A 26864-nucleotide genomic window follows, 5' to 3' on the forward strand; every position below is an offset into this window, starting at 1 on the left:
CTACGCCCCTCCAAAAAAACATTCTATAAGGTAGTATTTTGCTTAAATGAAGAATTATACATAACCGATAATGAAATATTCTCATTCTGCCAGACCTAATGATTGCTATTTTAAAGCTTAAAAGTATGGACACTTCCTTTCAAAATGGCGTTTTCAAAGTATTCCTATCTATACATAAAAAAAGCCCTGAATTAAAATTCAGGGCTTCCTCAATAGTGTGTGGAAATATGGTGTAGCAAGTTTCTTCAACATTTCATGTTTTCTTTCATCATAAGTTACCAGAAAACACGTTGCTGGACCAGCAGAGCTATTTAGATTTATTGATGATTCGAATTGCTCAACATGTAAGCTATTGTTTACACAAAGTTGTTCAACTTCGTACCTTATTCCTTTCGAACCGATTGGAACAACTTCGTGAACAAATCCTAAGTTTACAATCTCAAGAAATAAACTCAATGGTGCAACCTCTACTTCTCGAAATAAAACCTGTTCACCAACTAACGGTGTTCCAATTACCGCAAATAAATCATCTTCTTTTGTTTTCCTTATTTTTTTCTTATTTTTTTTAACTATTCCTGTAAGTGTAATACCAAGTGCCGATTGTTCTAATTTAAAGTTTGACTCAGTACTACCCCCAATGGAGACATCAGTTAAGTTAAGTTCTGTTAATGCTTTCTGAATTCCAGATTGATAAGCATTCCACGTATCATCACCTGTTAAATTATGAATTGTAACAGATGTTAATGTTGCGCCTACCGATAATAATTCCATTAAAGCAACTCGCATCGTATAATAGCTCGTTTTTTCAGCTGAGGCGCAAACAATATCACTTTGTCTCTCACCAATGCCTCCGCTACAATCTGCTGAAATAACGATTTCTTCATTATCATTTATAGAAACGAACTGTAAGTCACGCATTACGTCTCAACACGACATTTGTTGCTTGTTGAATTCTTGGCAATGCAACGATTGCTATAACTAGGTTAACTGCTGTACCAATTAATAAAGGTGGTAAGAACGCCACATAAAAAGACCAACTTATTATGAACCCGAATGGAATTGCTGCTACAAAACCATTACTTATTAGGAAGAAGCTATATGCTAACATACGTTTGTTCGATCTATATAAATAACCAAACACAAATACGATTACTGCCATTTCAACTGCAACGAGTAGATGCAATGGTCCAAGTGGTAAACCACCTAAAAAGGCTGAACCTAAATGACCAAGTGCACCTATAATAGCACCAGCAACAGGACCGAGTAGTACTGATCCTGCCAGTGCTGGAAAACTGTCGAGTGCAATACTTGAAATGACTGCTGGAATCTTGATCATGGCACCAACTATAGAAAATGCGATAAAAGTGACTAGGATTGATAGTTTTCTCGTTGTCATTCTTTATCCTTCCTCTTCCCACGGCGAAATACTAATGCACTTCGTTCATATTCAACATCTTTTACATTTAGTCGTGCATTAATGACACGAGCAATTGCGAATAAATAATCCGATAAACGATTAACATACGTTAAGACGTTATCATTTATCGTTTCTTCTCGTTGAAGTGTTACAATCGTACGTTCAGCACGACGTGCAACAGTACGAGCAATATGAATCGTCGCTGCTGCTGGTGAACCTCCTGGTAGAATAAACCTTTCTAACTTAGGTGCTTCTTCAATATAATCATCAATTCTCTCTTCAAGGTATGTAACGGTGTCTTCTTTTAATTTGAAATTCGAAGGGTCAATCTTCACACGTGCTAAATCACTACCACCATCAAATAATTCATGCTGAATCTTCTCTAGTTCTTGATAAATGTCAGTAAATCTCTCATCTTGTAGTTGTGTCATCGCTTGACCAATAAAACTGTTAAGTTCATCAATCGTACCGTATGCATTAACTCGAATATGATCTTTATCAACACGACCTCCAACTAATGATGTTTTACCTTTATCACCTGTTCGTGTATACAATTTCATCTAACTTCCTCCTTTAACTTCAATGTTTGATTTAAACCACACCAGATAACATCAAAACGATCTGATCTTTTCACAAGGTCTTGGTAACACCAACCCGTTAGATCACGCCAAATTCGCTCACTCTTCTGTATTGGGACAATTCCCTTTGAAATATCAGCACCGATTATTACTAGCTGGTGATCCTCTCGCTCCCACTCACACCAAGCATTAAAGAAGTGATACCATCGATCTCGACATTCTTCCACTTGTAATGTTAAAGATTGTTTGAACGCTACCTCAATTCCCTCAATTACATGTATCCTTTCTACACTCGATTCATTTGGTAGCTTCAAATCTGTCTCAAATGCTGATTGCCATTTCCAATTCGAATAACTGTCTAGGTCGTAATGCTCGTAAACCCATCTTCGTTTTCCTTGGCAGACACCACCTGTAATAAAGTGCATCGCTCGCTCCTCCTTAATCGCTGAAGTGTCGTAACAAGTCTATAACCACCTTGATATGGTACGTCCCATTCCCAAAAGTCTTTTTCATCTGGCGATAACCATGATAAGAGCTGCCTTATGACACCACCGTGTGTAACAACAACAACATTACGTACTCCTTCTTTACTAATCATATCGGTTATTTTCAGTAATCCTTGACGAATACGGGTTTGAAAATCGTACAATGATTCCCCATTTGGAACACGTATACTCATATCACTAAGCCACCTTTGATAAGATGGTTCATGCTTCAATTGTTCATATGTGAATCCATCCCAGTCACCAAAATGATACTCACGTAATGACGCCATCTTATAAATATGATGACGAGGGAACAATTTATTAGCAGTTTCAACACATCGGATTAAATCACTTGAGACAAGCAAATCAACTTTGAGTGATGTATTTTCTTTCAATCTTTCTTTTGTCCTGGCTTGTAGCGGAATATCTCGCCAACCAAGGTACTGCTTAGCCAGATTCGCCTCTGTTACACCGTGGCGTAGGAGAGTAAGCACCAAACGATCATCCATAAAACCGTCTCACCTCCTTCAATACATGCACCAAGTGTATCACCAGTTACACCACCAAAAGCATGTTTTACAAAGAAATGAAAAATGATAGAAAATCCAATAATTATTATGAACAGCACTAATAAAACGATAAAACTGTCAAACATCCATGCAATTAGAAGTAATGGCACAATCGTTAGTATACCTGCTAAGAAGAAATCCCTTTGCATCAACTGTTTTTGAAAGTGGAAGGCAAGTCCACTTTGCTTAGCAGTACGGGTAAACGTGAGTAAATAGACCATACCGAACCTCGACAATACTGGAATTACAATTAACATTAGACTCGTTGTTATAAAGTTCATTGCCACCGACTCATATAGAAATAACCAGCGAAATAAAAGTAGAAAGAATAGTGATATTACACCAAATGCTCCAACATGCGGATCACTCATAATGTCGAGCCTACGCTCCTTATCTCGATAAGAAAAGTAGGCGTCTGAGCAATCCATCCAACCGTCCAGATGTAATCCTCCTGAGACAACTACAGTAAAAAATAATATACATACTGAAATGGCTAAGTTCGAAAGTGAGAACATATGCATCACATTAGAAATACCAGCTAAAGTGCTCCCCATTATCAAACCTATAAATGGTAAAAATATAATGGCATAGCGTGCACGCCTTTGCTCCCATTCAATATTCTTATTAATTGGAATTAGTGTAAAAAACTGAAATGCCAATAAAAAACCGTCAATTACATATCGCATCATTAATGTGCATCCTTCATCAATCGTGCAGAACCAAATTCAACTTCATATGATAAATTTGACATTCTTACGATCGCTTGATGTAAATGACCTAATGAACGTACATACACTTTACTACCAAAATCATCTGGAAAACCACTATGAAAAATATCATTTGAAACGATAATAACGTGTTTACAACGTTCACTTAGCGTCTTTAGAACATCTAACATTTTATTCACAGTTGTAGCCACTTTCTCTTCACACTTCCAAATGTTTGAAGTAAATAGTTCATTGCTTAACCATACTGTTAAACAATCTATTAAAAGCACATCATCTTTAGAGAAATGACGGGTTAACAAATCCAACTGCTTTGGTTGTTCCCATGTTTGCCAATTTATTTGTGATTGAACTCGATCATTTTTATGACGAACAATTCGATTTTGCATCTCTGAATCTGTTATAGTGCTTGTTGCAATATAATGACATTGTGATTGATCAGAATGTTCTTCAATAAGTTGTTCAGCAAACGAACTTTTTCCACTTCGTACACCGCCACATACAAACGTTAACAATCTGCTCTCCACCTTTGTAATACGTGTAGTAATTGATCATTTTCATGCCGATCTTTTATAGCTAAACGAATAGCTATTCCTTCTATTCCTGGAAAATGATATGTATGTCGAGGTACAATCCCATTTTGCAATAAATATATAATAAGATGATCAATTTCTGCTTTTGTTTTACCTATCAACAAATAAAAATTTACCGCTGAGTTTGAATAATCCATGCCTAACTTCTCTAACTCCATAAAAACTCTTGCTCTTTCGTTTGCAATTTTGTGTTTCGTTTCCTCTTCAAAGAACGAATCTGCTACACATTGTAGTCCAATCTCTTGAGCAAGTGTATTCACACTCCAAGGTGGTTGGTAACGAAATAATGCTTCAATAATCGCTGGTCGTGCAAGCACATAACCGAGACGGATACCAGGGATATGATACATCTTCGTAAATGAACGAACGATGATGACATTCGGATATGTAGTTAGCAACTTTGTTGCAGATACTTCTTCTACGGAAAAATCATAGAATGCCTCATCAATTATGAGTGTTGTACTCGCTCGATTACATCGTTCAGCTAAATCTTCAATCGTTTCATTTCCATACGCTACTCCTGTAGGGTTGTTAGGATGGCAACAGTAAAGAACATCAACTCCTTCTATAAAATTGTCTAACTTATCAACTTCTAATTGCCAATTGTTGTTTAAGATAAAACGTTTTATCGGTGATTGATTTGCCGTAGAGGCTAGCGCATACTCTGTAAAGGTTGGCTCAATTATGCCTACTGTTTTCTTCATAAAAAAACGAGCTAGTAAAAAAATGCATTCAGCTGCTCCATTTCCTACAAGTACTTGTTTAGAATGAAGACCTTCTTTGTATGCTATTCGTTCCCGTAATGTGTAGGATTCCATCTCAGGATACTGCCCAATTAACTTAGCTCCATCCTTGATACTTTTCTCAATTGATGCTGGCATACCATATGGGTTCGTATTGACGCTAAAATCAATTGGATTTGGGTGAAGCGGCTGTCCGAGTGCTTCATATAACCCAATGATATTCGCACCGTGTTTAGGTAATGAGCTGTTCATACAGAATGACCCCCATTGCTAATAGAATGAAAAAATAATATGTTGTTCGTTTCATAATTTGAATGGTTTCATTTATATGTTTTGTTTGTAATTGGACTTCATCTACACCAATGAGCGGTCTGTTTGACACTTGACCGTGATATGTGTTTTGCCCACCTAATTGTACGCGTAATAATAATGCAGTTGCCGCTTCACACCAACCACTATTCGGACTAGGATGGTTCTTCGCATGCTTAGATAACTGTTTCAATAAACTAGTAGTTTTAAGTTGATATCCTGAGGCATTCACTATAATCATCAGTAAGCCTGTCATCCTACTTGGAATGAAATTTAAAAGGTCATCAAAACGAGCAGCAGCCCATCCAAAATGATAATATTTCTCATTCTTGTAACCTAGCATAGCATCACACGTATTAACAGCTCTATACAAAAAAGCTAATGGAGCTCCACCAATAGCAGCATAGAATAAAGAAGCTGTTATACCATCACTTGTATTTTCTGAAACCGTCTCTACTGTCCCACGCACGATCTCTGACTCATTTAAATGAGTTGTATCTCGTCCGACAATCCATCCCAACTTATCCCTTGCTTCTAACATATCTCCATTCATTAGTGGTGTTTCAACACGCCGTGCTGCCCGCTCAAGATCATTCATTGCAATTGTTGTATAAATTAGAAAACCTTCAACTAAAATCGCGACAGACGGATGAATTAGAACAGACAGTTGAACGATACAATAGGCAAAGCCAAAACAAACGATACTAACAATTAAAACCGTCACAATTCCTTTTACTTTTCGATACTTTCCTATATTCAAACTTTTATCTAACTTTGAAATAAGTGTACCCATATATCGAACTGGATGTGGTAAATGCTCTGGATCTCCAAACAATCGGTCTAGAACTAGAGCAAAGCATATTGAAATCAAATGATTAATCATGCACCTTCACCCTTTGCTTGTAACGTTCAACCGACTCAGAAACAGCTTCATACATAAGCTTTCCAATTGCCTTCCCTAAATTCGTGATTGTCCCAGCATATTCTATAGTGCTACCAGTTTGCGTTGCACCTACTAGCACACTATCTGTGGATGTACCAGTCGCAATCGTGTCTGTCTCACTATCGATAATCTGCTCAGATTGAAGTGCTTTAACCTTTGCTTCAGTCGCAGTCATCATTGCTTGTACGAAAGCTGCCTCCGTTAAGCACGCATTTATGAAGATCCAGCTATTAATTGTACCTGGCACGTTAGAAAATTGCTTATGCATATAAGCTTTTGATACATCAACTGCATTTCCTGTTCCAGCTGTCACTACTATAAACAAAGAAAACTCATCCGTATCTATCCGTTTATATGATGCATCTTCTAGTCTTGCTGCCGTCATCATAGCAATTGTCTGCTGTGGCTGAATACCATTATTACTTAAATATTCGGTCATCTCTGCTAAAGGATCAGATTCATTATAATCTTTATGAACATGTCGATTAACGAACTGACGTGACCATTGGAATCCAGAGCCAATTAATGCTGATGATAATGTTTTAATCGGTTTAGATGACGTTATCGTAATTCTCTCATGATTAGCCATCACGGTCAGATCATCTAAAGATACAACTCTATCAATTTCGAATGACTTCGGTTCAAATGCAATAAAGGGAGCAGGCTTTGTCGGATGGTCGACTCTGCTCACATCTGTTTCATAGATGCGTTGTACTTTCTCTTCAGTTAAAGCAAGTTCCGAAGGTTGCAATTCTACCATTTTTCCAGCTTCAAGCATTAGTAATCGATCACAATACAAACTCGCTAAGTTCAAATCATGAAAGATTGAAATGACGGTAAATTTATACTGCTTTGCCCAGTCTTTTAACGTATCCAATAAACGCATCTGATGAGCGATATCTAAATGATTCGTTGGTTCATCCAGTAATAATAGTTTAGGTTTTTGCGCAAGAGCACGTGCTAAGTAGACTCTTTGCCTCTCCCCTCCACTTAATAACTGAATCGACTTATCTTGAAGGTGTGTCAATTGTGTTTTTTCAAGTGCTTCAATGACAGCCTGTTCATCATCATAACTCCAGCGTGGAAATAAGCCACTTTGATGGGAATATCGACCAAGTTTAACCGTCTCTCTAACGGTATATGCAAATGCAACATCATTCTCTTGAGATAATACTGCAACAAGTTTTGCTTGCTCTTTAGCTGTATACATTGAAATGTGCTGTTCGTTTAATAGTATTTCACCTTTCATTAATGGAAGCTTTCCATTTATCATTTGTAATAACGTCGACTTACCGCTACCATTTGGACCGATAATTCCGAAAACCTCTCCCTGCTTAACTGAAAAGGAAATATTTGATACAACTTTTTTCTTGCCATAACCACCAGAAGCATTTTTCACCTTCAACATATTATCACTACTTTCTAAAAAGCTCTTGTTCTCCTAGTCATATAGAACAGTATCGCAAAGACAGGGGCTCCGATTAAAGCTGTGATCACTCCAATAGGCAATTCTGATGGAGAAATAATCGTCCTGGCTACAGTATCAGCTAAAATTAAAAATGTACTACCATTTAAGAAAGACAGAGGCAAGAGATGCCTATGATTCACACCCCAGAGTATTCGAGTAATATGAGGGATCACTAAGCCAACAAAACCTATCGTTCCTGAAACTGCTACTGCTGATCCTGCAAGTAGAGATGCACCGCATAGAACTGCAAACTTTCTTCTTTCCACATCTACGCCAATATGTCGCGCTGCGTCTTCACCAAATGCCATCGCATTCAGTTCTTTTGCATTAAACTGAAGGATGAGAACACCGATTATTGTGAATGGCGTAATCATTTGTACGTATGCCCAACCACGCATAGACACGCTTCCTAATAACCATGTAATGATTTGTCTTAACTCTTCTCCAGTTAAGGCAATAATTAAAGAAATAAAAGAACCAATAAATGCACTAAAAATAATGCCTGATAAGATAATCGTTTCAATTGAAAGTTTCTTGTCAATTAATCGCGTAAAACCCAAAACTAAAACGAGTGTGATAAATCCAAACATAATGCTAACAATCGGCAATGTAAAACCCTTAACAAGTGGGATCGATATACCAAAGAACATGACAATAACTGCACCTAGTGATGCACCTGATGAAATTCCTAATGTATAGGGATCAGCAAGTGGATTTTGTAATAACCCTTGGAAGGAAGCACCAGCTATAGCTAGTGATCCTCCGACAAATAGAGCTAATAAAACACGCGGTAATCGAATGAGCATAATGATATTCTCATGCACTGGGTCTATTTCTTCTACTCTGCCTATTACAGAGTAATAAATAACTTCTATTACTTGTGAATATGTAAGAGGAAGTGTACCAGATGTAATGGCATGAACAATCGTAATCAATAGTAATGTACTCGAAACGGTATATGCTATACTCGGATGATTATTGATAAATGTTCGGATAGACGAGCTTTGCAAGTTCCTCGACTCCCTCTACTAACCTCGGACCTGCGCGGGTAAATTTATCAGAATCTACTGCAAACACTTTCTTATTTGTCACTGCATTAACATCTTGCCAAGCAAGTCGACCCAATACTTTCTCAATTGGTTTATCAACATAATAACCGTATGTAACGACAATAACATCAGGATTTAATAACACCGCATCTTCTTCTGTATACTTCAACCAACCTTCTCCATCTGCTGCAGCATTTTTTGCACCGATTAACTCAAGAATCTCATGCATAAATGTTCCTTTACCAGTCGTATAAATTTCTGGTTCAGGTTGAACTTCAACCCACACTGTCTTCTTCTCAGCTTCCGAAATCAATTCTGCTTTTTCAGCAACCTTTTCAACACGTTCTTTCATCTGATCTATAATCTTTGCTGAAGATTGTGCATGACCAGTAACTTTTCCAATTAAGTCTATTGAATCATATACGTCAGAAATAGATGTTGCAGACGGAATGACAACAACCGTTATACCTGCTTGCTTAAGTTGGTCGAGCGCTTGTTCTGAACTACCTGTACTTGAAGTGTGAGCTAACACGAGGTCAGGTTGTAATGCCAGTATGCTTTCGCTATTAACTTCTAATCCTCCAACTTTTGCTATCTCAGTTACTTCTTCAGGATAGTTATCCCAGTCTGTAACTCCTACAATTTGTTCACCTGCACCAATTGCAAAAGAAATCTCTGTATTACTTGGAATAAGTGACACTATGCGTTCAGGTGAAGATTCTATCGTTAATTCTTCTCCAGTAGCATCTACGACAGTCACTGGAAAATCAGATTTCGTAATAACTGTTTCGTCCGTTGTTTGTTGTTCTTTCACTTGATCATTCGATTGTGCACCACAACCAGTGAGTGCGAAAATTAAAAATACACTAATTACTACAAGTAGTTGCAAACCTTTTTTCATCTCAACTGTTCCCTTCTCTGATTAAATGACTCTACTATTAATAGAACATCTCTTCCAACTAATATGTGCACTTTATATTTAGTTTTAAAGTGAACGTATTAATTGCCAACTTAATATAAAAAACCTCATCCTTCGAAGGATGAGGTAACGAGTAACGACACACGAAGAAATTAAGGCATTCAATTAAATGCTACACCTATTGCATGTCGCTTCAAACACTCAACCCCCGAAGATTTGAAACTACGAGCTCATTAGGCAGGTCTACTGACTTATGCTTCTTTCTACTTTGAGCCTTCCCATGCATCATTATAGGCACAGTGGTGATCTCATTTCGTCCACAATTACAGTTGCGGGGACAGTTCTGGAATTTCACCAGATTCCCTTTTCAGTCGGATGAATAGTTAACTAGTTAACTATTCATCCGACACCTATGTGCTACGAATTCCTGTTCAGTTTTGCTTTAATCATACATGAGACGCTCCATTCCAGCAAGATGTTTTTCCATTACCTAAGGTGGAGTGAATCGTATTCCATGAATTTATGAAAATTCTAAGAATACTAAGTTAAATTGTTCGCGTATTGTCATAAGTTTACTTACAATATACCTATTAAACATAATCATAGGGAGAAGGTACTAACGATGACTATCTATAATTATTCTGTAAAAGATGCAAAAGGCAATTACACTCCGTTAAGTAAATATGAAGGTAAACCTCTAATGATCGTGAATACTAAAAACAGAGCATCTAGACTTACTTGAAGGTCAAGAAATTAAATGGAATTTCACGAAATTTTTAGTTGTTCGAAATGGTGAAGTCTTAAAACGTTTCGAATCACCAATTGATCCTCTTGCAATGCATGGTGATATTGAGAAATTATTGAATGTATAAGGAGATAGTAACATATGAAGATAGATTCTCTTGTAATTAACGAGGCAAATATTACCGAAGCAGTGTATGACCTTCTATTATTAGCAGATCCATCACGCGAAACAATAAATGATTATCTCACTAGAGGAAAGTGTTATACTGCTTACTTCGAACGTGAACTCATAGGTATTTACGTATTGATCCAAACACGACCAAAAACAATTGAAATTGTAAATATCGCTGTTAATCCAAAATATCATAAGCAAGGGATCGGAAGAAGATTAATTGAGGATGCAATTCAGAAAGCACGTAACATGAATGTTCATACAATTGAAATTGGCACTGGAAATTCAAGCATTCACCAACTAGGTCTTTATCAAAAATGTGGATTTCGAATATGTGGGATTGATTACGACTTTTTCATTCGTCATTATGATGAAGAGATCTATGAAAATGGTATTCAATGTACAGATATGATTCGCCTAAGGATGGCTTTATTATAATTTCAGCTTAAATCATCCTTTGTGTTGATATACAAATAGTCAGTTTAGTACTTCCAAATGAATTAATAGTTGCTTGAAAATATGTACCATGTTTTTTACTTGCATTAAAAAGACAATAAAAAATCACCGTAGTAATGCTCACTTTACTATGGGCAGTTAAGGAAAAAATTTTTTTGTTTTATTTTAACTAAAAATCATAAAAACCAGTCTCCGTTTGATAAGAGACTGGTTCTTATTACAATTCTAAATTATTGCTTAGGCAATAAAAATGAAAATGTCGTTCCTTCGTTAATTTTACTATGTACAGAGATACGTCCTTTATGTGCCTCAACAATATTTCTTGCAATTGCAAGTCCTAATCCAGTACCACTTCTTCCCCTAGTTCTAGCTTTGTCTGCTTTGTAGAATCGCTCGAACACAAACGGAAGATCCTCCTCTGGAATACCTGAACCTGAATCACTAACATCTATTCTAACATTGTCATCCAAATTCTCCATTGATACTGCTACCTTACCACCCTCGGATGTGTGCCGAATCGCATTGTCAATTAAGTTTGTTAGCACTTGCTCGATTCGATCTGGATCAAACATTAACGTGCGTGCACTTTCATCTGTATTTGATACAAGTTCGATCTTCTTATCTTTCGCAAGTCCTTGAAATTTACGTACGACACGATTTATAAAGTCTGATACGTTCACTTCACTAGAATTTAATTGAATATGCCCTGCTTCCATTCGAGCAAGGTCTAACAATTCATTTACGAGACGACCCATACGTAATGATTCATCATATATTATTTTCGCAATTTCTTTCTTTTCATCCTCTGAACCTGCAATATCATCGATAATCGCTTCACTATATCCTTGAAGCATCGAGATTGGTGTTCTTAATTCGTGCGAAACATTTGCAATGAAATCTTTACGAAGTTTGTCTAGTCTACGTTCTTCTGTCATATCTCGAAGTACAGCAACCGCTCCTCGAACAAAACTTTCATCATACAACGGTGTGATCAAAATAACCCAACTTCTTCCTTGAAGGATCATCTCAATGATTTGCTCCTGCTCTTCCTTTATTACTTTTCGTAAAATCTGCTTTAATTCATCGGGTAATACTTGCATCTCTAAAAATTCTTCATTCTTACGCTCATAGTAATAAGCTTCAAGAAATCTCGTTGCAGGTGGGTTCGAAACGAGAATGTTTCCTTTTCGATTCATCGTAATAACCCCATCTGCCATACTCTTTAAGATACTTGAGAGCTGTTCCTTCTCGTGATTTAAGGCATTAATATGAAAAGAAAGTTGCCTGCCCATACGATTAAAGGCAAGTGCCAGTTCACCAATTTCATCATGAGTAAGAATCGGAACTTTTGTATCAAATTCTCCTCGTGCTACTTCAAAGGCCGCTTCCCTCATTTTTCGTAATGGTGCTGTAATTCTTGTCGAAAGAAAGAAAGCAAAGATCGTCGTTAGAACGATTGCAATGAACGCACTCAACAAAATGATACGAGTCGTTTGTTTCGTCGTTTGACTGACGATGTCAAGTGACTGATAAATAAATACAGCACCTGTTTCTTTCCCATAAGCTGTAATTGGCACACCGACTAACATCATTTCCTCATTTAAACTTTCATTTCCCAATAATTTATCTGGTAAATAAGTCAATTTACTAATTTTTTCTTGATGTTCAAGAACACTATCCAAATCTTCTTTATTTACAATATCGCTTATAGACAGATTTTCACTGACAGGATTGTTAAAAGCATGTAATTGCTGGCTTTCACCCGTTACGATAAATAACTTCTCTGTAGAAGGGTCTACCATTTGTGCAACAAATTTAAGAGCAAGAGTTTGCTCATCCTGCTCGTCTACAATCATAGATATTTTTGAAGCTGTTTGGAAGAGTTGTCGCTCTGCTTCATTCACATGATAGGTTTCGAAAAATTCTAATAACAAAACTGTTATGATTGAAAGTACAAATGAAACGAGCAACAAGATGGTGAATGATAGCTTCCCAACTACACTACGCCAAAACATTATTCACTCACAACCTCAAACTTGTAACCAACCCCCCAAACAGTAACGATCATCTTCGCTGCTTGTGGAGAAACTTTATTGAGCTTTTCACGTAAACGTTTAACATGCGTATCAACAGTACGAAGATCACCAAAAAACTCATATTGCCATACTTCTTTAAGTAATTGTTCACGATCAAATACTTTATCTGGAGCTTTCGCTAGGAAATAGAGTAACTCATACTCTTTCGGCGTTAAGCTAACATCTTTGCCATCAGCCGTTACTCGATGTGCATCATTATCAATCGTTAAGTGTGGAAATACGACCAAGTCTTTCGTTTTCGTATCGGTTTGTAAAAACTTCGTAGGTGATGAACGACGCAACAACGCTTTCACACGTAATACGACCTCACGAGGGCTAAAAGGTTTGACAATGTAGTCATCAGTCCCTACCTCAAAACCTTGTACACGGTTAGCTTCTTCACCCTTTGCTGTTAACATCATAATTGGAGTAGCCTTCTTCTCTCTAATTTGCTTACAAACTTCAAGACCATCCATTCCAGGCATCATTAAATCAAGGAGAATTAAATCATAATCATACTCAATTGCCTTTTGTAATGCTGTTTCACCATCTTCAGCTTCCTCAATCGTATATTCTTCTCTCTCTAAGTACATTTTTAATAAGCGACGGATGCGCTCTTCATCATCTACAACTAAAATTTTCACATTATTATCCATTACCATAAATCCCCTTTTCACAATTTAGATGTTATGTATTTCAAGACTCAGAATTTGTGTTATTAACAATACCCCTATTGTTAAATTAATAGAAACTTTATCAAATAAGCGTTACATCTATCTAATATGTATTCTTATAAAGGTGAGCAAGTTTCACATTTGTATCCTGTCTATATACATTATCTCCTTATTTCTAATCTGCCTTATATATTACTAAACAACAGGAAGAAAGACAATGTTATTAACGTGTATTCCTAATTATAACCTTATCATCATTACGATTACAAAATTATCAAAGCTAATAACAAAACGAGCTTATTCACTAAGCTCGTTTTGTTATTACTATATTGTAATTAATAGTTACGATGGTGAATGTGCTGAATGTTTAACCCATTTTTAAGCATATGAGTGTAGTCCAGCAATAACAAGATTTACTGCTACAAGGTTAAACATAATAATAGCGAACCCAATAACCGCAAGCCAAGCTGATTTCTCACCATGCCACCCTTTTGATAAGCGTAGGTGTAAAAATGCTGCATAGAATAACCATGTAATAAGAGCCCAAACTTCTTTTGGATCCCATCCCCAAAATCTTGTCCATGCAATTTGTGCCCAGATCATAGCGAAGATAAGTGCACCTAATGTAAAAACTGGGAAACCGATTGTTACTGCACGGTAGCTTATCTCATCTACAAGTTGAGGATTAACATTTTTTAACAACGGCTGCATTGCCGCTGCGATCCGCTTACGTAGAATTAAACGTAAAGATCCATAAAGTGCTAAACCAGCCAACAATGACCACAATAACGTATTAAACTTCCTTGGAGCTTGTGCACCATTCATCCAAGAAGGTGCTTCAAATAATGGTCCAAACGTATCTTCAGTCAATAATTCACCATCTAACGGACCTACAATAGCTGGCATATTATAGACGAGCTCTGCCTCTTGGCCTGTTTCATTGATCCAATTAAACGTAGCTTCATAGTTCGTTGCAGAGAAAATAGATGTAATGATTACGAATCCGAGTGTAGAAAGAATACTATATAAAATAAACTCTAACCAAAACGTTCGCTTACTAGACTTTGTTTGATCAACAACATGGATTAAGTAGATTAAACCTGCACCAAAACTTATTGCTAGGATCGCCTCTCCTAACGCTGCTGTTGTTACATGAATATAAAGCCAGTGACTTTGTAGCGATGGAATCAACGGACTAATATCTGTTGGAAACATGCTTGCATAAGCAATAATCAATAACGCTACAGGGAGAATAAACACCCCTAGTAGTGAAACCTGATAAATAAAGTAAATAAAGATAAACGCAAAAACAAGCATCATTCCAAAGAATGTTGTATATTCAAACAAATTACTAACAGGTGCGTGACCTGATGCAATCCATCGTGTAATAAAATATCCAACTTGTGCAGTAAAACCAATTATTGTTAACGTAATACCGATTTTTCCTGCTTTATTTGTTTTTGCTTGTGAGTGTTTATCGCGAATTGCTCCACCGAAGAAAGCGGTAGCAATAAGGTAAATAACAAATGCAACATATAGTAACGTACTACTAATGTCAGCCAAGTTCCCCACCTCATATTCCCTCCTTTTTTACAAGTTTCTCTGTTTCGAAGACACTTAACTCATTTTCTTATCTTTTTTATCTTCTGATTGGTCAATTGGCATATTTATGTCTGTACCTATAAGTGCAAATTCTATGTCCTTCTTCAAACCAAACCAGTTTTTATTCGTATGGCCAGCAATCCATACTTCCCCTTGCTTACGCTTCAACCAAATGCGACGGTGGTTCCAGTACATCCCTTGAATGACACCTAACATAAAGATTACACCACCAATACCTATAATCCACAATGTCCGATCTAGACGTATTGTTAATGCAGTCGCATTTTGAGTATCTATACCAGAAAATGACATTTTGTAATCATTGTCACCAATTGGTTCTACGTTTAGTCGAATACCTACAAAACTAATTTCGCCTTCTGGTGTCTCAGGTGTAAACATCTTAAACACAAATGCTGGGTTATTCGGTAGACGTGTCTGTGTTGCTGGATTCCCGTCCTCATCAAAGTAAAAGTCGGGAAAATAATTCATTAGTTCTACTCGATAGCCATTTCCTAAATCATAGACTTGTTCTGGCTCTTCTAACATAACAGTTAAATCTCCAAATGTCTCCCCAGTTTGCTTATTCTCTAACTCAAAAGACATACTCTTAAATTCATCTAGCTTATAGCTAACTTGATATACAGCAAAGCCCTCAAATTTAAGCGGTTCGTTTACACGAATTTCGTGTGACTTCACTTCTTCAAGTTCTGCTTCTTGTCCAGGAAGACGACTGTCATTCGTTTTGTATAGTGTGACATTTGTTTGAAAGTTCTTCGCTGTGCCCATACCAACTTCAAACCCATCTTCCTCGCTATACAATTCTCTTACAAAACCATTACTTTGCAGATAATACTCTCCATCCGTTCCTGGAATAGCTTTCGTCTCTCCATCTCTTAACCATAAAGTTTCATCAATATACATGCCTGGGAAGAAACGCAGCATCGCACCAATTAAGAAGATAATGAGACCAATATGATTCACATACGGACCCCAACGAGAGAACCGTCCCTTCTCTGCAAGAAGATTGCCATCTTTTTCACGAATATGGTAACGTTTCTTTTTAAGAGCTTCTTCTATTTGGTTATATGAACTCTCAGAATTTGCTGTCTCTGTAACACCAAATACACGTTGTCGTTTTAAGAAATTATCATGTTTCTTCTCACTTTGGTTTTTTAAAGCTCGATGCAACGGTATAACTCGGTCTAAGCTACAAATAACTAATGAAATCGCAATTGAAGCGACCATCAGCATGTACCACCATGAACCGTATAAGTTATGAAAACCAAGTGTGTAATAAAGCTTTCCAACGAAACCATATTCTTTCTCATAGAAAATAGCTGGTGATTCTGTAGGCGGTATGTACATTTCTTGCGGTAATATCGTTCCTAGTGAAGATGCTACCAATGTTATTACAATTAACCAGACCCCAACCTTAACAGAAGAAAAAAAGTTCCATATTTTATCCACTATTGTCTTTTTATATGTCTGTGAACGACGTGCACTACCATCATAACGCATGTCTAATAATTCTTTATCAACTTCTTCTAGTGGATTCCCGCATGACTCACAAAGTAGTGTTCCGTGAGGGTTGACATGCCCACATTGACATTTCACTTTCTCCATGGTCTCACCTCAAATCATTATCCACGAACAATTGTTATGGTTTTATTCGTTCCATGTGGGCTCTAATCATCTCTTCAGTTAATGTGCCTGTAATCGTATCAACGACTTCATGTTCTTTATTTAATAATACTGTAGTCGGTAATGGGTTGATTCCAAACGCATCAACAACTTCTCCATCCTTGTCTAGTAAGATTGGAAATGATAAACCAAAGCGTTCTTTGAACTTTTCAACTGCCAGCTTTGATTCTCCCACATTTACAGCGAGAATTTCAACATCTTTTGCACTATATTCAGGATATAAATTTTCCATATAAGGCATCTCTTTTTCACATGGCTTACACCATGTACCCCAGAAGTTAAGGAATATTCCTTTCCCTTCATAATCACTTAACTGTACCTTTTCCCCTTGTAAATTTTCCAAGATAAAGTCAGGTGCTTTTTCTCCCTTTTTAACAATCTCATTATTAGCGAAGAAGTTCGTATAGAAAGTGAAACCTAGAGCACTGGCTAGTACTAGTAAAATCACCGTTCTAACTACTAAACGGCGCTGTTTCATCGTGATCTCCCCTATCTTTAAAACCTAGTCTTAAGTATAGCATTTAACACGTTGACTATAGTGTAAATATTATGAAGGTTGTGTGACAGCAAGTGCACGCATTCTTTTCACTTCTTTTGGACTTAATTCACGTATATCACCAGTGTTCATACCAATCAAGTTAAGGAAACCATACTGTTCGCGTTTAAGCTTTTTAATTGGATAACCTATCGCCTCAAACATACGACGTACTTGACGATTACGTCCTTCATGTATCGTAACTTGAACAATTGCTGTTTGCTTCTTCTTATCTATTGATAATACTTTTACTTTAGCAGGTGCTGTCATTCCATCTTCTAGCTTCACACCTTTTTGTAGCCTTTTAATTTCTTCACGTGTTGGTATTCCTTCAGTTTTTGCAATATATACTTTATCAATTTGATACTTTGGGTGCATAAGTGTATTTGCAAATTCACCATCGTTCGTCAACAAAATTAAACCTGATGTATCATAATCTAACCGTCCAACTGGATAGATTCTTTCTGGCATCTCTGGGAAAAAGTCCAACACTGTTTTTCGACCTTTATCATCTGATACAGCAGAAATAACTCCTGTTGGCTTATATAAAAGGAAATATACAGGTTCAGCTTTCTCAACTGTCACTCCATTTACTTGGATTTCATCATTTGTTGTTACTTTCGTTCCTAGTTCTGTCACAACCTTACCGTTTACTTTCACCTTGCCTTCTTTTATTAAACCTTCTGCTTTTCTTCTTGATGTTACACCCGCTTGGGCAATAACCTTTTGTAATCGTTCCATGCATTTTCACCTCTTGTATCATCTTACTCTTTCAATATTGTTTTCTCAAGCTTTCTGAAAAACACTTCTAAAAGTAGATGAACTCCCGTTAGTATAATTATTAATTGTCGAGAAAATATGAAGCTATTCTCTGTAACAAACAAAAAACGTTTACCATTCATTTAAACGGTAAACGTTCAATCGCTATTATTTTAACCCAAAAACGAGTGAAACGACAACAATTGATACAATTGCACCAATTATATCTGCTAGTAAACCCACTTTTAAAGCATTTCCCATTTTTTTAATTCCAACTGCACCAAAGTAAACAGTGAGTATGTATAATGTCGTATCCGTACTGCCTTGCATCGTTGAAGCTAGACGACCTATAAATGAATCTGCTCCATATGTTGAAATTAGGTCACTTGTTATCCCAAGTGCAGCTGTGCCTGATATTGGACGCATCATCGCAAGAGGGATAATTTCAGGTGGAACACCTATCGCTTCAAGAAATGGACGTACAAATGAAATGATAAAATCTAACACACCAGAAGCACGAAACATCGCAATTGCAACAAACATGCCTACTAAATACGGAATGATTGAGATTGCAATTTTAATCCCTTCCTTGCCACCGTCAACGAAACTTTCATATACAGGTGTACGGCGGTACAAACCGTATAATAACACGATACTTATGAGCGCAGGGATTAACCATAGAGATACTTGAGACAAAATTGCCATCATCTTTCCCCCTTACGCATCAAAATTATCTTTCTTTAATTGTCTAATTCCTCTTTTCACTATAAAAGAACCATCGATCAATAAGTAATGCACCAATCGTAGAACAAAGTGTCGCAACAATCGTTGTTAACACAATTTCTGTAGGAGCAACTGAGCCATAATTAATCCGAATTGCAATAACGGTCGTAGGAATGAGTGTTAAGCTTGACGTATTTAACGCTAGGAAAGTAACCATTGATCGACTCGCTTCATCGCTACCACCATTCAACATTTTCAACTGTTCCATTGCTTTAATACCTAATGGTGTTGCTGCATTACCTAACCCAAACATGTTAGCTGTCATATTAGATAAAATATAACCGAATGCGGGATGATCTGGTGGTACTTCAGGGAATATCCTTCTTACAAGTGGCCTACATAACTTTGAAAATCGGTCAAGCAATCCTGATTGTTGAGCAATCTCCATAAGCCCTAGCCAGAAGACAAGTACACTTATGAGTGCTATGCTTACCGTCACGGCTTCTTTCGCTCCTGAAAAAATTGCTTCATTTACCTCTGTCATTGTTCCATTAATCATTGCATAAATCACACTAATCAAGATCATTCCAGCCCAAATTAAATTAACCACTTCGATTCACACCAAGCATGTCCATTAATGCACTTGTCCATGATTCCCACCATGTAGGTTTCTCCCATGGTGCTTGCCCACTAAAATAGATTGGTACATCCTCAATTAACTCTGAGTCAATCTCAAACTGTAGTTTACCAACTATAGATGGCACACCTGTTTTTTCCCACTCTTCTTTCGGTCTTAATAACAATACCTTTTCTTCTAAGCTGTTCAATTCATCTCCTGTTAAAGGATAATCAACATCTCGGTCAATGCTTACATTTCCTTTATAAAAATCATGCTTAACCTGTTCTAGCTCCCCTTCTTCCTGAAGTAATTCTGTTTTATACGATTGAAACCCCCACTCATACATTCGCTTATGATCATCCCAATCACCTCTAGACGCCTTAATTGTTACTGCAATTAAATCTTCACTATCCTTAGATGCTGTTGTGACAAGCGTCCTACTTGCTCGTTTTGTATACCCTGTTTTCCCACCCGTACAATACTCGTACAGCATCGTAAGTAACTTATTTTTGTTACGCCAGATTCCGAATCCGTCTGATTTGTATAATTTCGTTCCTGATACTTTTTCATATGTTTCATTTTGCATCGCGTAGCGTGTGAGAAGTGCCATATCATATGCCGTTGAGAGATGTTCCTCATGATCATCAAGACCATGTGGATTCATAAATTGAGTATTTGTCATACCAATCTCAGCTGCCTTCTCATTCATTAAATAGACGAATCCTTCCAAACTTCCACCAACGTGTTCAGCGATTGCTACAGCCGCATCATTACCTGAACGAAGCATCAGTCCATAAACTAGTTCTTCTAGTTTAATTTCGTCTCCAGCTCTTAAATAAAGAGAGGACCCTTCAGTACCCTCTGCACGCTTACTTATCTTCACAACATCGTCAAGCTTGCCTGATTCAATTGCCAATACCGCTGTCATGATTTTCGTAATGCTCGCGATTCTTTTCTTTGTGTGAATATCTTGTCCATACAATACTCTACCAGAGTGCTCTTCCATTAAAATCGCACTCTCAGCCGATGTTACCATTGCTGATACGTTTGTAGGTAAACTAACGGATACAATCAAAAAAACAACGAGCATGAGTTGAAATATATAATTCTTTCCCATAGAACGCGTCCTTTCATCATCTTTGTACAAGTCTATGCACCATTCAAGATGTTATGAATAAGTTTCTTATAAAGAAACACGTTAAATACATTCAAGACTATATGAGATTTAGTGAAGTTAAGTGATTAACTATATCCGATTCCTCTCAACCTACCATTTGTTGAGGTTTCGAGAAGATTAATTATTTCACACTTCAACAATATTAATCTTAAATTTCCCAAGAGAAGTAACACACAAAAACATTACATAAGAACCATTCAATTACCAAATTATTAACATAATCTCAAAAACCAATACCCCTTTATGTGGAAATTGTACTACTTTCATGTAAAATAAAGATGGTATTATTTTTTCAAAACTATATAATGGAAAAGTCACATTAATATACACACTCTTAAATTAGCAAAAGATAATCAACTGACATATATTAAGTTGATTTTTTCAAGGGGGATTGCACATGGATAAGTCAACCATCATAGGAATTATTTTTGGAATTATTGCTATCGGACTAGGAATGGTATTAAAAGGGGTTAGTCCTATTGCCCTCGTTAACCCTGCCGCTTTGTTAATTATCTTTCTCGGTACTGCTGGTGCCGTAACTATCGCTTTTCCAACAAGTGAAATTAAACGTATACCGCAATTATTTAAAATTATATTTACAAATCAACCGGTAACTGAAGTGAAAGATATCATTCCTGTATTTGTTGAGTGGGCAACTGTTGCACGCTCAGAAGGACTACTTGCACTAGAAACAAAAATTGAAAAAATTGACGACACTTTTTTAAAAAATGGAATGAAACTCGTAATTGATGGTCAATCTGGTGAATTCATACGCGATGTTATGACTGAAGAAGTCGATGCAATGGAAGAAAGACATGCAGCTGGTGCATTGATTTTCACCCAAGCTGGTACATATGCCCCAACACTTGGTGTACTTGGAGCAGTTGTCGGTTTGATCGCTGCACTAGGCAATATGAATGATACTGAAGCACTTGGTCATGCGATCGCTGCTGCCTTCGTCGCCACTCTTTTTGGTATATTCTCAGGTTACGTATTATGGCATCCATTTGCTAATAAGCTAAAAAGAAAATCTTATATTGAAGTAAAATCGAAGATGGTGATGATTGAAGGAATTCTTTCAATTCAAGATGGACAAGCACCTTTAATGATAAAAGAAAAACTTGCGATGTATGTACCGATCAATGAGCGAGCAATCATATTAGGAAAGGATGAGGTAAGTGGCGAAGAGAAAGAAGAAGGATGACGGGCACATCGATGAAACTTGGCTCATTCCTTATGCAGATATGCTCACATTATTACTTGCCCTTTTCATTGTACTATTTGCAGCAAGTAACGTAGATGCTCAAAAATTTCAAAAAATTTCCGCATCATTTAACGATGCATTCAAAGGTGGGATCGGTATTATGGATCAACCTTTCCCTGTTCAACCTGAAAATCCTGACCTTTTAGAAACTGAAGAAAAAAAACATCTAAACCAACAATCTGATCTTAATGAGCTGGAAGAACAAATCCAAACTTATATTGAATCAAACAACTTAAATGATAACCTTACGACTTCACTAACATCAGAAGGATTGCTAATCACGATTTTAAATGATGCATTCTTTGCTTCTGGAAGTGCAAAAGTTACAGGTGAAACAGACAGATTAGCACATGAACTTGGGTCTGCACTCGCAACGAAAACACCACACGACGTTATCATAAGTGGGCATACTGATAATTTGCCAATTAATAATGCTGAATTTGATTCTAACTGGCATTTAAGTGTTATACGTGCTGTTAATTTCATGAAAATCTTACTAGAAAATGACCAACTTAATCCTGAATATTTTAGCGCAAAAGGTTATGGAGAGTTTAAACCAATTGCTTCAAACGATACTCCTGAAAACAGACAAAAAAATCGACGTGTCGAAGTTCTTATTCTTCCAAATGAACCAACTGAAACTGAAAGACAAGTTAATTATTAACTGCTTATCAACTGATGAAAGTCTCCCACTACAAAGCTGTTAAATTATTTAGAAGTTTAAGTGGGAGAAGTTCTTGATTATACTCATTAACGATTAACCGTCAATCATTATTTTATTAAGTCAACTTGGCACGCCCTCAATATATCTGTGAACAAACTGTTTACCAGGATGAATCATCAGTATGGTTTCCATTGCAATTCCTTTGCAGCAGCAAATCTTCCTTCAACATTATCCCAATTAACAATATTCCACCAATTTTGTACATATTTACTTCGTTCATTTTTATACTGAAGATAGTAAGCATGTTCCCATACATCTAGAACGAGTAATGGAATTGTATCCCATTGTGTCATAAACTGATGCCGTTCACTTTGAAGAATTTCTAAACGACGTGAACGAGGCGACCATACTAATACGGCCCATCCAACTCCTTCAACTTGATTAGCAGCATTTGTAAACTGTTCTTTAAATTTCTCATAACTACCAAAGTCTTGCTCAATTTGGTTTAGAAGATCTCCACTCGGTTTTTGTTCACCATTTGGTTTCATATTCTCCCAAAAAATAGTATGCAAATAATGACCTGAACCATGAAATGCTGCTTCACGTTCCCAATGCTTCAATAATTGATAATTACCTGTTTCTCGCGCCATTTCCATCATCTTTTCAGCATTATTCAATCCATCCACATAACTTTGATGATGTATATCATGATGAAGCCTCATAATTTCTTCTTCTATATATGGCTCTAATGCATCATAATCATAAGGTAATGGAGGTAACGTATGTCCACCAATCGGTACATATTCTATTGACCAAGACATATTCTGCCTGTCAACTAATAAGTTAGCTTCCTCAAAAAATCGTTCTGCACTCACCTCAATCTGTCTATCGTCAATTTCATCATTTTCTAAAAACCTCCTCCACTCAACAAACTTTTCATCCCATTCCATGAACATTTGTGATTTCGGTACTCTCTGTATCACTGCATCTCGAAATGAATCTGCCCACTCTTTCATACTATTAGCGTAAGTATTGTTCACTTCATCGATCCCTCCTTAAGCACATTTCATCGTAATGTATGCGAATGTCATGCTAAAAGTGTGATTGTTTTCATATGAAAGATCCTCAATTAAAGTTCTGTTTAGGACAACTTAGTGCTAACTTACATATGTGTAAGTTGAGAGTATGTTAAAATAAAAAAATCAGGCAATTAGGGATCCCCCTTAATTGCCTGATTTTTTAAACAACTCTTTCGATAAGTTGATTATTTCGACTGAATCATTTTTGTTTTATAATCTGTCTCATAATATTCTAATTCTTCTCTTATTTCTTGGAATGAGTTTTCTAATGATGCGATTAATACTTTTATTGATTCAGGTGCATCACTTGTAAACTTAATTGCATTTTTTCCAGTATAAGCAGAACGGCTATCTTCGTACCAACCATCATGACGAGGAGAATAAAACTCTGCGACACATTGGTGATACACCCAATAAAGTGCCTTTTCAGCAGCTCCCTTTCGGAATTTATCACCATTTAAGACCACTTTGCATGCATCTAAACCTTCCTCACAGAAGACAAACATGCGACGAAGATTTGAAACGAGACGTTCAAAATATGCAGGGTCACCTTCTTTATTTTCATTAAGAAGAGATTGTAGTGTAGTTTCGTTTAAGTAGTTCCCTACTTTCTCTACAGTCTGCTCAAGAAAAGCAGTTGTTTGAGTAACTTGAGAATGAACGATTGTATTACTCATTTAAATTCCTCCAATTTGCCCCTTACCATTAATTTCTCTTATTATAAGCGATATTTTCATTATATGATAGGGGATTGGTTATTTTTTTCATTAAGGTTGTGTAAGAAGAGTCATTGGTGAACGTAACTCGTAGCCACCTTGCTGCATCTCCTTAAAAATATTAGGGAGTTCACTTAGTTGAATACCTTCAAAGAATGAAAATAATTCTTGCTCAGTATTTATATAAATTCGTTTTCGATTTCTGAAATCTGGTTTCTTAATTAAGCATACAAGTGCAACAACATCTTTAAACGTTACATCTCGATCATTTACTGAAAATACAGGATCACTTTCATATGGTGTATGATCAGTAAAGATCTCATCAAAATAACGAATATATAATACATGGAGTGTTTTTTCTTTTCCATTTTCGATAAATGTAATTGAAGAACGGTTAAAAAAATCCTCTGACGTATTAGGTTGCGCCTTTTCTAGTTCTAACCCTTCACACGATTTTAGTAACATTTTAGAACACCTCTCTCTGTCATGATGCTGATAAATCAACAATGAAAACACTTACATTATGTAATCATTAACATCTTACCATATTCAGACATTAGTTTGGGGCTCTTTCACACTATTCTTCTATTGTTTTTTGAAACTTCTCAAAAAACAGATTTGTTTCATCTTCAAATGAATCTTCCTTCATCTCCTCTGGTAATGGAGGAAGTTCTTCTATAGATTTAAGTCCGAAATACTCTAGAAATTGTTTAGTCGTCCCATATAAAATTGCACGTCCTGAACCTTCTGCTCTACCTACTTCTTTTATAAGCGCTTTTGCTGTTAATGTCTGAATTGGTCGCTCAGTTTTAACACCACGAACTTCTTCAATTTCGGTTCGCGTGATGGGCTGTCGATACGCAATGATAGCTAACGTCTCAAGACTAGCTTGAGATAAGCTAGTAGAAGACGGGGTGCTCATCAGACGTTGGATATATGTTGCATGCTCCTTTTTTGTTGTAAACTTATACGTTTGTGCTTCTTCAAACAACATAATGCCTCTACTATCCTGTTCTAAATCATTAATTAATGATTTTAAGACCTCTCTTGCAGTCGTTTGCTCTACTTCCAGCACAACAGCTAATTGTTGTACATTTAGACCTTCATCACCTGAAGCAAATATTAGTCCCTCTGTGATTGCCTTCATTTCTTCAAGTGTCATGTACTACACCTTCTTCCGTTCGATATAACCAAAGTTCTTCAAAGTTCTTCTCTTGTTTACATATAATTTGTTGTTTCTTTATAAGTTCAAGTAATGCTAAAAACGTCACAACGATATGTTCTCTATCAGGATATTGGAATAAAGATGAAAAGCTCCTTCTACCACGATGAGTAGATAGACTTGTCAATATTTCCTTCATCCTATCTTGAATCGGAATCTCCTGTCGTGTAATTTTCGTCTCTTTCAAAGAATCTATCCGATTACGTTTAAGAAGCTTTTGTAATGCTCCTAACATATCATATAATGAAACATCCGCAACAGGGTTATTTTCCGGTTCCTGCTCTTCTACTTCAACTACTGCTGGTGGACGGGTATAAAGTTGGCTTCTCTCTTCCTCATATTCTTGTAACGTTTCAGCAGCTTGCTTATACTTTCGATATTCTATTAACCTACGCATAAGCTCATCACGAGGGTCTTCCTCTTCATCTAACATTTCAAAATCATCTTCAATTAATTGCTCATCATTAGAAGGAAGCAGCATCTGACTTTTTATTGCCAATAAAGTTGCTGCCATTACAAGGTATTCACTCGCAACATCTAACCTCAACTCCTGCATTGTATGGACATATGACATATATTGCTCGGTAATTTGAGCTACAGGAATATCATAGATATCTATTTCATAACGATTAATTAAATGTAACAATAAATCTAACGGACCTTCAAAAGCCTCTATTTTCACATTATATTCCAAAGTCATTCCTCACGATCATTCCACTTACCATTATTTATTCGTATGACTTAATCACCCATTGCATAATACTAGCCGAATTATTATATCATAAAACACCTTATTCTAATGGGCTTCATTATAGATTTCCACAAAAATCACAGGAGTTTTATAGTCAGGTTTTCTTTCCTCTCATACAATTCGTATCACTCAA

Annotated in this window: 29 protein-coding genes and 1 riboswitch; of the genes, 3 read left to right on the top strand and 26 right to left on the bottom strand. The window is 36.6% G+C overall.

Features of this window, described 5'->3' with window-relative positions:
• Positions 1–198 precede the first annotated feature (198 nt).
• Genes BFG57_RS05185 through BFG57_RS05240 form a run of 12 tightly spaced genes read right to left on the bottom strand, consistent with a single transcriptional unit; the run spans position 199 to position 9780 of the window.
• Positions 199–918 (bottom strand): hypothetical protein, encoded by a 720-nt coding sequence (locus tag BFG57_RS05185; RefSeq protein WP_069716415.1) that lies wholly within the window; start codon positions 916–918, stop codon positions 199–201.
• Positions 911–1396 (bottom strand): ECF transporter S component, encoded by a 486-nt coding sequence (locus BFG57_RS05190; protein ID WP_069716416.1) that lies wholly within the window; start codon positions 1394–1396, stop codon positions 911–913. The genes BFG57_RS05185 and BFG57_RS05190 overlap by 8 nt, the downstream gene beginning before the upstream one ends.
• Positions 1393–1977 carry a cob(I)yrinic acid a,c-diamide adenosyltransferase gene (locus BFG57_RS05195; protein WP_069716417.1) on the bottom strand — a complete coding sequence of 195 codons (585 nt, stop codon included), beginning with the start codon at positions 1975–1977 and terminating at the stop codon, positions 1393–1395. The genes BFG57_RS05190 and BFG57_RS05195 overlap by 4 nt, the downstream gene beginning before the upstream one ends.
• On the bottom strand, positions 1974–2420 hold the full coding sequence (locus BFG57_RS05200; protein WP_069716418.1) for a bifunctional adenosylcobinamide kinase/adenosylcobinamide-phosphate guanylyltransferase: 447 nt from the start codon (positions 2418–2420) through the stop codon (positions 1974–1976). Before BFG57_RS05200 ends, BFG57_RS05195 begins: the two co-directional genes overlap by 4 nt.
• Positions 2354–2989, bottom strand: coding sequence for a histidine phosphatase family protein (locus tag BFG57_RS05205; RefSeq protein ID WP_069716419.1), 636 nt, complete (start codon positions 2987–2989; stop codon positions 2354–2356). Before BFG57_RS05205 ends, BFG57_RS05200 begins: the two co-directional genes overlap by 67 nt.
• Complete coding sequence (cobS, locus tag BFG57_RS05210) at positions 2947–3738, bottom strand: adenosylcobinamide-GDP ribazoletransferase (protein WP_083249088.1); 792 nt, start codon at positions 3736–3738, stop codon at positions 2947–2949. Before cobS ends, BFG57_RS05205 begins: the two co-directional genes overlap by 43 nt.
• On the bottom strand, positions 3738–4289 hold the full coding sequence (locus tag BFG57_RS05215) for a bifunctional adenosylcobinamide kinase/adenosylcobinamide-phosphate guanylyltransferase (RefSeq protein ID WP_069716420.1): 552 nt from the start codon (positions 4287–4289) through the stop codon (positions 3738–3740). Before BFG57_RS05215 ends, cobS begins: the two co-directional genes overlap by 1 nt.
• Positions 4283–5362, bottom strand: coding sequence for a threonine-phosphate decarboxylase CobD (gene cobD / locus BFG57_RS05220; RefSeq protein WP_069716421.1), 1080 nt, complete (start codon positions 5360–5362; stop codon positions 4283–4285). The genes BFG57_RS05215 and cobD overlap by 7 nt, the downstream gene beginning before the upstream one ends.
• On the bottom strand, positions 5343–6302 hold the full coding sequence (gene cbiB / locus BFG57_RS05225; protein ID WP_069716422.1) for an adenosylcobinamide-phosphate synthase CbiB: 960 nt from the start codon (positions 6300–6302) through the stop codon (positions 5343–5345). Before cbiB ends, cobD begins: the two co-directional genes overlap by 20 nt.
• Positions 6295–7770, bottom strand: a complete 1476-nt coding sequence (locus tag BFG57_RS05230) for an adenosylcobinamide amidohydrolase (RefSeq protein ID WP_069716423.1) — start codon at positions 7768–7770, stop codon at positions 6295–6297. Before BFG57_RS05230 ends, cbiB begins: the two co-directional genes overlap by 8 nt.
• A 14-nt stretch (positions 7771–7784) precedes the next feature.
• On the bottom strand, positions 7785–8840 hold the full coding sequence (locus BFG57_RS05235) for a FecCD family ABC transporter permease (RefSeq protein WP_069716424.1): 1056 nt from the start codon (positions 8838–8840) through the stop codon (positions 7785–7787).
• Complete coding sequence (locus tag BFG57_RS05240) at positions 8806–9780, bottom strand: ABC transporter substrate-binding protein (RefSeq protein WP_069716425.1); 975 nt, start codon at positions 9778–9780, stop codon at positions 8806–8808. The genes BFG57_RS05235 and BFG57_RS05240 overlap by 35 nt, the downstream gene beginning before the upstream one ends.
• A gap of 237 nt (positions 9781–10017) precedes the next feature.
• Positions 10018–10226: riboswitch (cobalamin riboswitch) on the bottom strand.
• Between the two features lie 464 nt (positions 10227–10690).
• Between BFG57_RS05240 and BFG57_RS05250 the strand changes: the two genes are divergently transcribed.
• Positions 10691–11152 carry a GNAT family N-acetyltransferase gene (locus BFG57_RS05250; protein ID WP_425388477.1) on the top strand — a complete coding sequence of 154 codons (462 nt, stop codon included), beginning with the start codon at positions 10691–10693 and terminating at the stop codon, positions 11150–11152.
• A 248-nt stretch (positions 11153–11400) separates the two neighbouring features.
• On the opposite strand, the gene BFG57_RS05255 is transcribed toward BFG57_RS05250, so the two are convergent.
• The 9 genes from BFG57_RS05255 to BFG57_RS05295 form a co-directional block, all read right to left on the bottom strand.
• Positions 11401–13188 (bottom strand): ATP-binding protein, encoded by a 1788-nt coding sequence (locus tag BFG57_RS05255; protein WP_175428280.1) that lies wholly within the window; start codon positions 13186–13188, stop codon positions 11401–11403.
• Complete coding sequence (locus tag BFG57_RS05260; RefSeq protein ID WP_069716429.1) at positions 13185–13901, bottom strand: response regulator transcription factor; 717 nt, start codon at positions 13899–13901, stop codon at positions 13185–13187. The genes BFG57_RS05255 and BFG57_RS05260 overlap by 4 nt, the downstream gene beginning before the upstream one ends.
• Positions 13902–14297: 396 nt before the next feature.
• Positions 14298–15482: a c-type cytochrome biogenesis protein CcsB gene (gene ccsB / locus BFG57_RS05265; RefSeq protein ID WP_069716553.1), complete on the bottom strand. Its 1185-nt coding sequence runs from the start codon at positions 15480–15482 to the stop codon at positions 14298–14300.
• A 54-nt stretch (positions 15483–15536) separates the two neighbouring features.
• A complete protein-coding gene (locus BFG57_RS05270) occupies positions 15537–17144 on the bottom strand; it encodes a cytochrome c biogenesis ResB family protein (protein ID WP_069716430.1) in 1608 nt (535 codons plus the stop codon).
• A 34-nt stretch (positions 17145–17178) separates the two neighbouring features.
• Positions 17179–17700, bottom strand: coding sequence for a thiol-disulfide oxidoreductase ResA (gene resA / locus BFG57_RS05275; RefSeq protein ID WP_069716431.1), 522 nt, complete (start codon positions 17698–17700; stop codon positions 17179–17181).
• 69 nt (positions 17701–17769) lie between these two features.
• On the bottom strand, positions 17770–18498 hold the full coding sequence (locus BFG57_RS05280; RefSeq protein ID WP_069716432.1) for a pseudouridine synthase: 729 nt from the start codon (positions 18496–18498) through the stop codon (positions 17770–17772).
• Between the two features lie 186 nt (positions 18499–18684).
• Positions 18685–19221: a spore maturation protein gene (locus BFG57_RS05285; RefSeq protein WP_069716433.1), complete on the bottom strand. Its 537-nt coding sequence runs from the start codon at positions 19219–19221 to the stop codon at positions 18685–18687.
• Positions 19222–19264: 43 nt separating this feature from the next.
• Positions 19265–19849 carry a nucleoside recognition domain-containing protein gene (locus BFG57_RS05290; RefSeq protein ID WP_069716434.1) on the bottom strand — a complete coding sequence of 195 codons (585 nt, stop codon included), beginning with the start codon at positions 19847–19849 and terminating at the stop codon, positions 19265–19267.
• A complete protein-coding gene (locus BFG57_RS05295; protein WP_069716435.1) occupies positions 19842–20975 on the bottom strand; it encodes a D-alanyl-D-alanine carboxypeptidase family protein in 1134 nt (377 codons plus the stop codon). The genes BFG57_RS05290 and BFG57_RS05295 overlap by 8 nt, the downstream gene beginning before the upstream one ends.
• 457 nt (positions 20976–21432) lie before the next feature.
• Between BFG57_RS05295 and motA the strand changes: the two genes are divergently transcribed.
• Positions 21433–22239 carry a flagellar motor stator protein MotA gene (motA, locus tag BFG57_RS05300; protein ID WP_069716436.1) on the top strand — a complete coding sequence of 269 codons (807 nt, stop codon included), beginning with the start codon at positions 21433–21435 and terminating at the stop codon, positions 22237–22239.
• Positions 22214–22963 carry a flagellar motor protein MotB gene (gene motB, locus BFG57_RS05305; protein WP_069716437.1) on the top strand — a complete coding sequence of 250 codons (750 nt, stop codon included), beginning with the start codon at positions 22214–22216 and terminating at the stop codon, positions 22961–22963. Before motA ends, motB begins: the two co-directional genes overlap by 26 nt.
• Positions 22964–23139: 176 nt before the next feature.
• Here motB and BFG57_RS05310 read toward each other — a convergent pair whose 3' ends face one another.
• From BFG57_RS05310 to BFG57_RS05330, 5 genes are all read right to left on the bottom strand, one after another.
• Positions 23140–24003 carry a superoxide dismutase gene (locus BFG57_RS05310; RefSeq protein WP_245676705.1) on the bottom strand — a complete coding sequence of 288 codons (864 nt, stop codon included), beginning with the start codon at positions 24001–24003 and terminating at the stop codon, positions 23140–23142.
• A gap of 224 nt (positions 24004–24227) precedes the next feature.
• Positions 24228–24719, bottom strand: a complete 492-nt coding sequence (locus tag BFG57_RS05315; RefSeq protein ID WP_175428274.1) for a DUF3907 family protein — start codon at positions 24717–24719, stop codon at positions 24228–24230.
• Positions 24720–24809: 90 nt separating this feature from the next.
• Positions 24810–25223, bottom strand: a complete 414-nt coding sequence (locus BFG57_RS05320; RefSeq protein WP_069716438.1) for a hypothetical protein — start codon at positions 25221–25223, stop codon at positions 24810–24812.
• A 112-nt stretch (positions 25224–25335) separates the two neighbouring features.
• Complete coding sequence (gene scpB, locus BFG57_RS05325) at positions 25336–25920, bottom strand: SMC-Scp complex subunit ScpB (RefSeq protein ID WP_069716439.1); 585 nt, start codon at positions 25918–25920, stop codon at positions 25336–25338.
• Positions 25910–26674 carry a segregation/condensation protein A gene (locus BFG57_RS05330; RefSeq protein WP_175428275.1) on the bottom strand — a complete coding sequence of 255 codons (765 nt, stop codon included), beginning with the start codon at positions 26672–26674 and terminating at the stop codon, positions 25910–25912. Before BFG57_RS05330 ends, scpB begins: the two co-directional genes overlap by 11 nt.
• Between the last annotated feature and the right edge of the window lie 190 nt (positions 26675–26864).

The sequence above is a fragment of the Bacillus solimangrovi genome (genome assembly GCF_001742425.1).
Classification (GTDB): Bacteria; Bacillota; Bacilli; order Bacillales; family Bacillaceae_N; genus Bacillus_AV; species Bacillus_AV solimangrovi.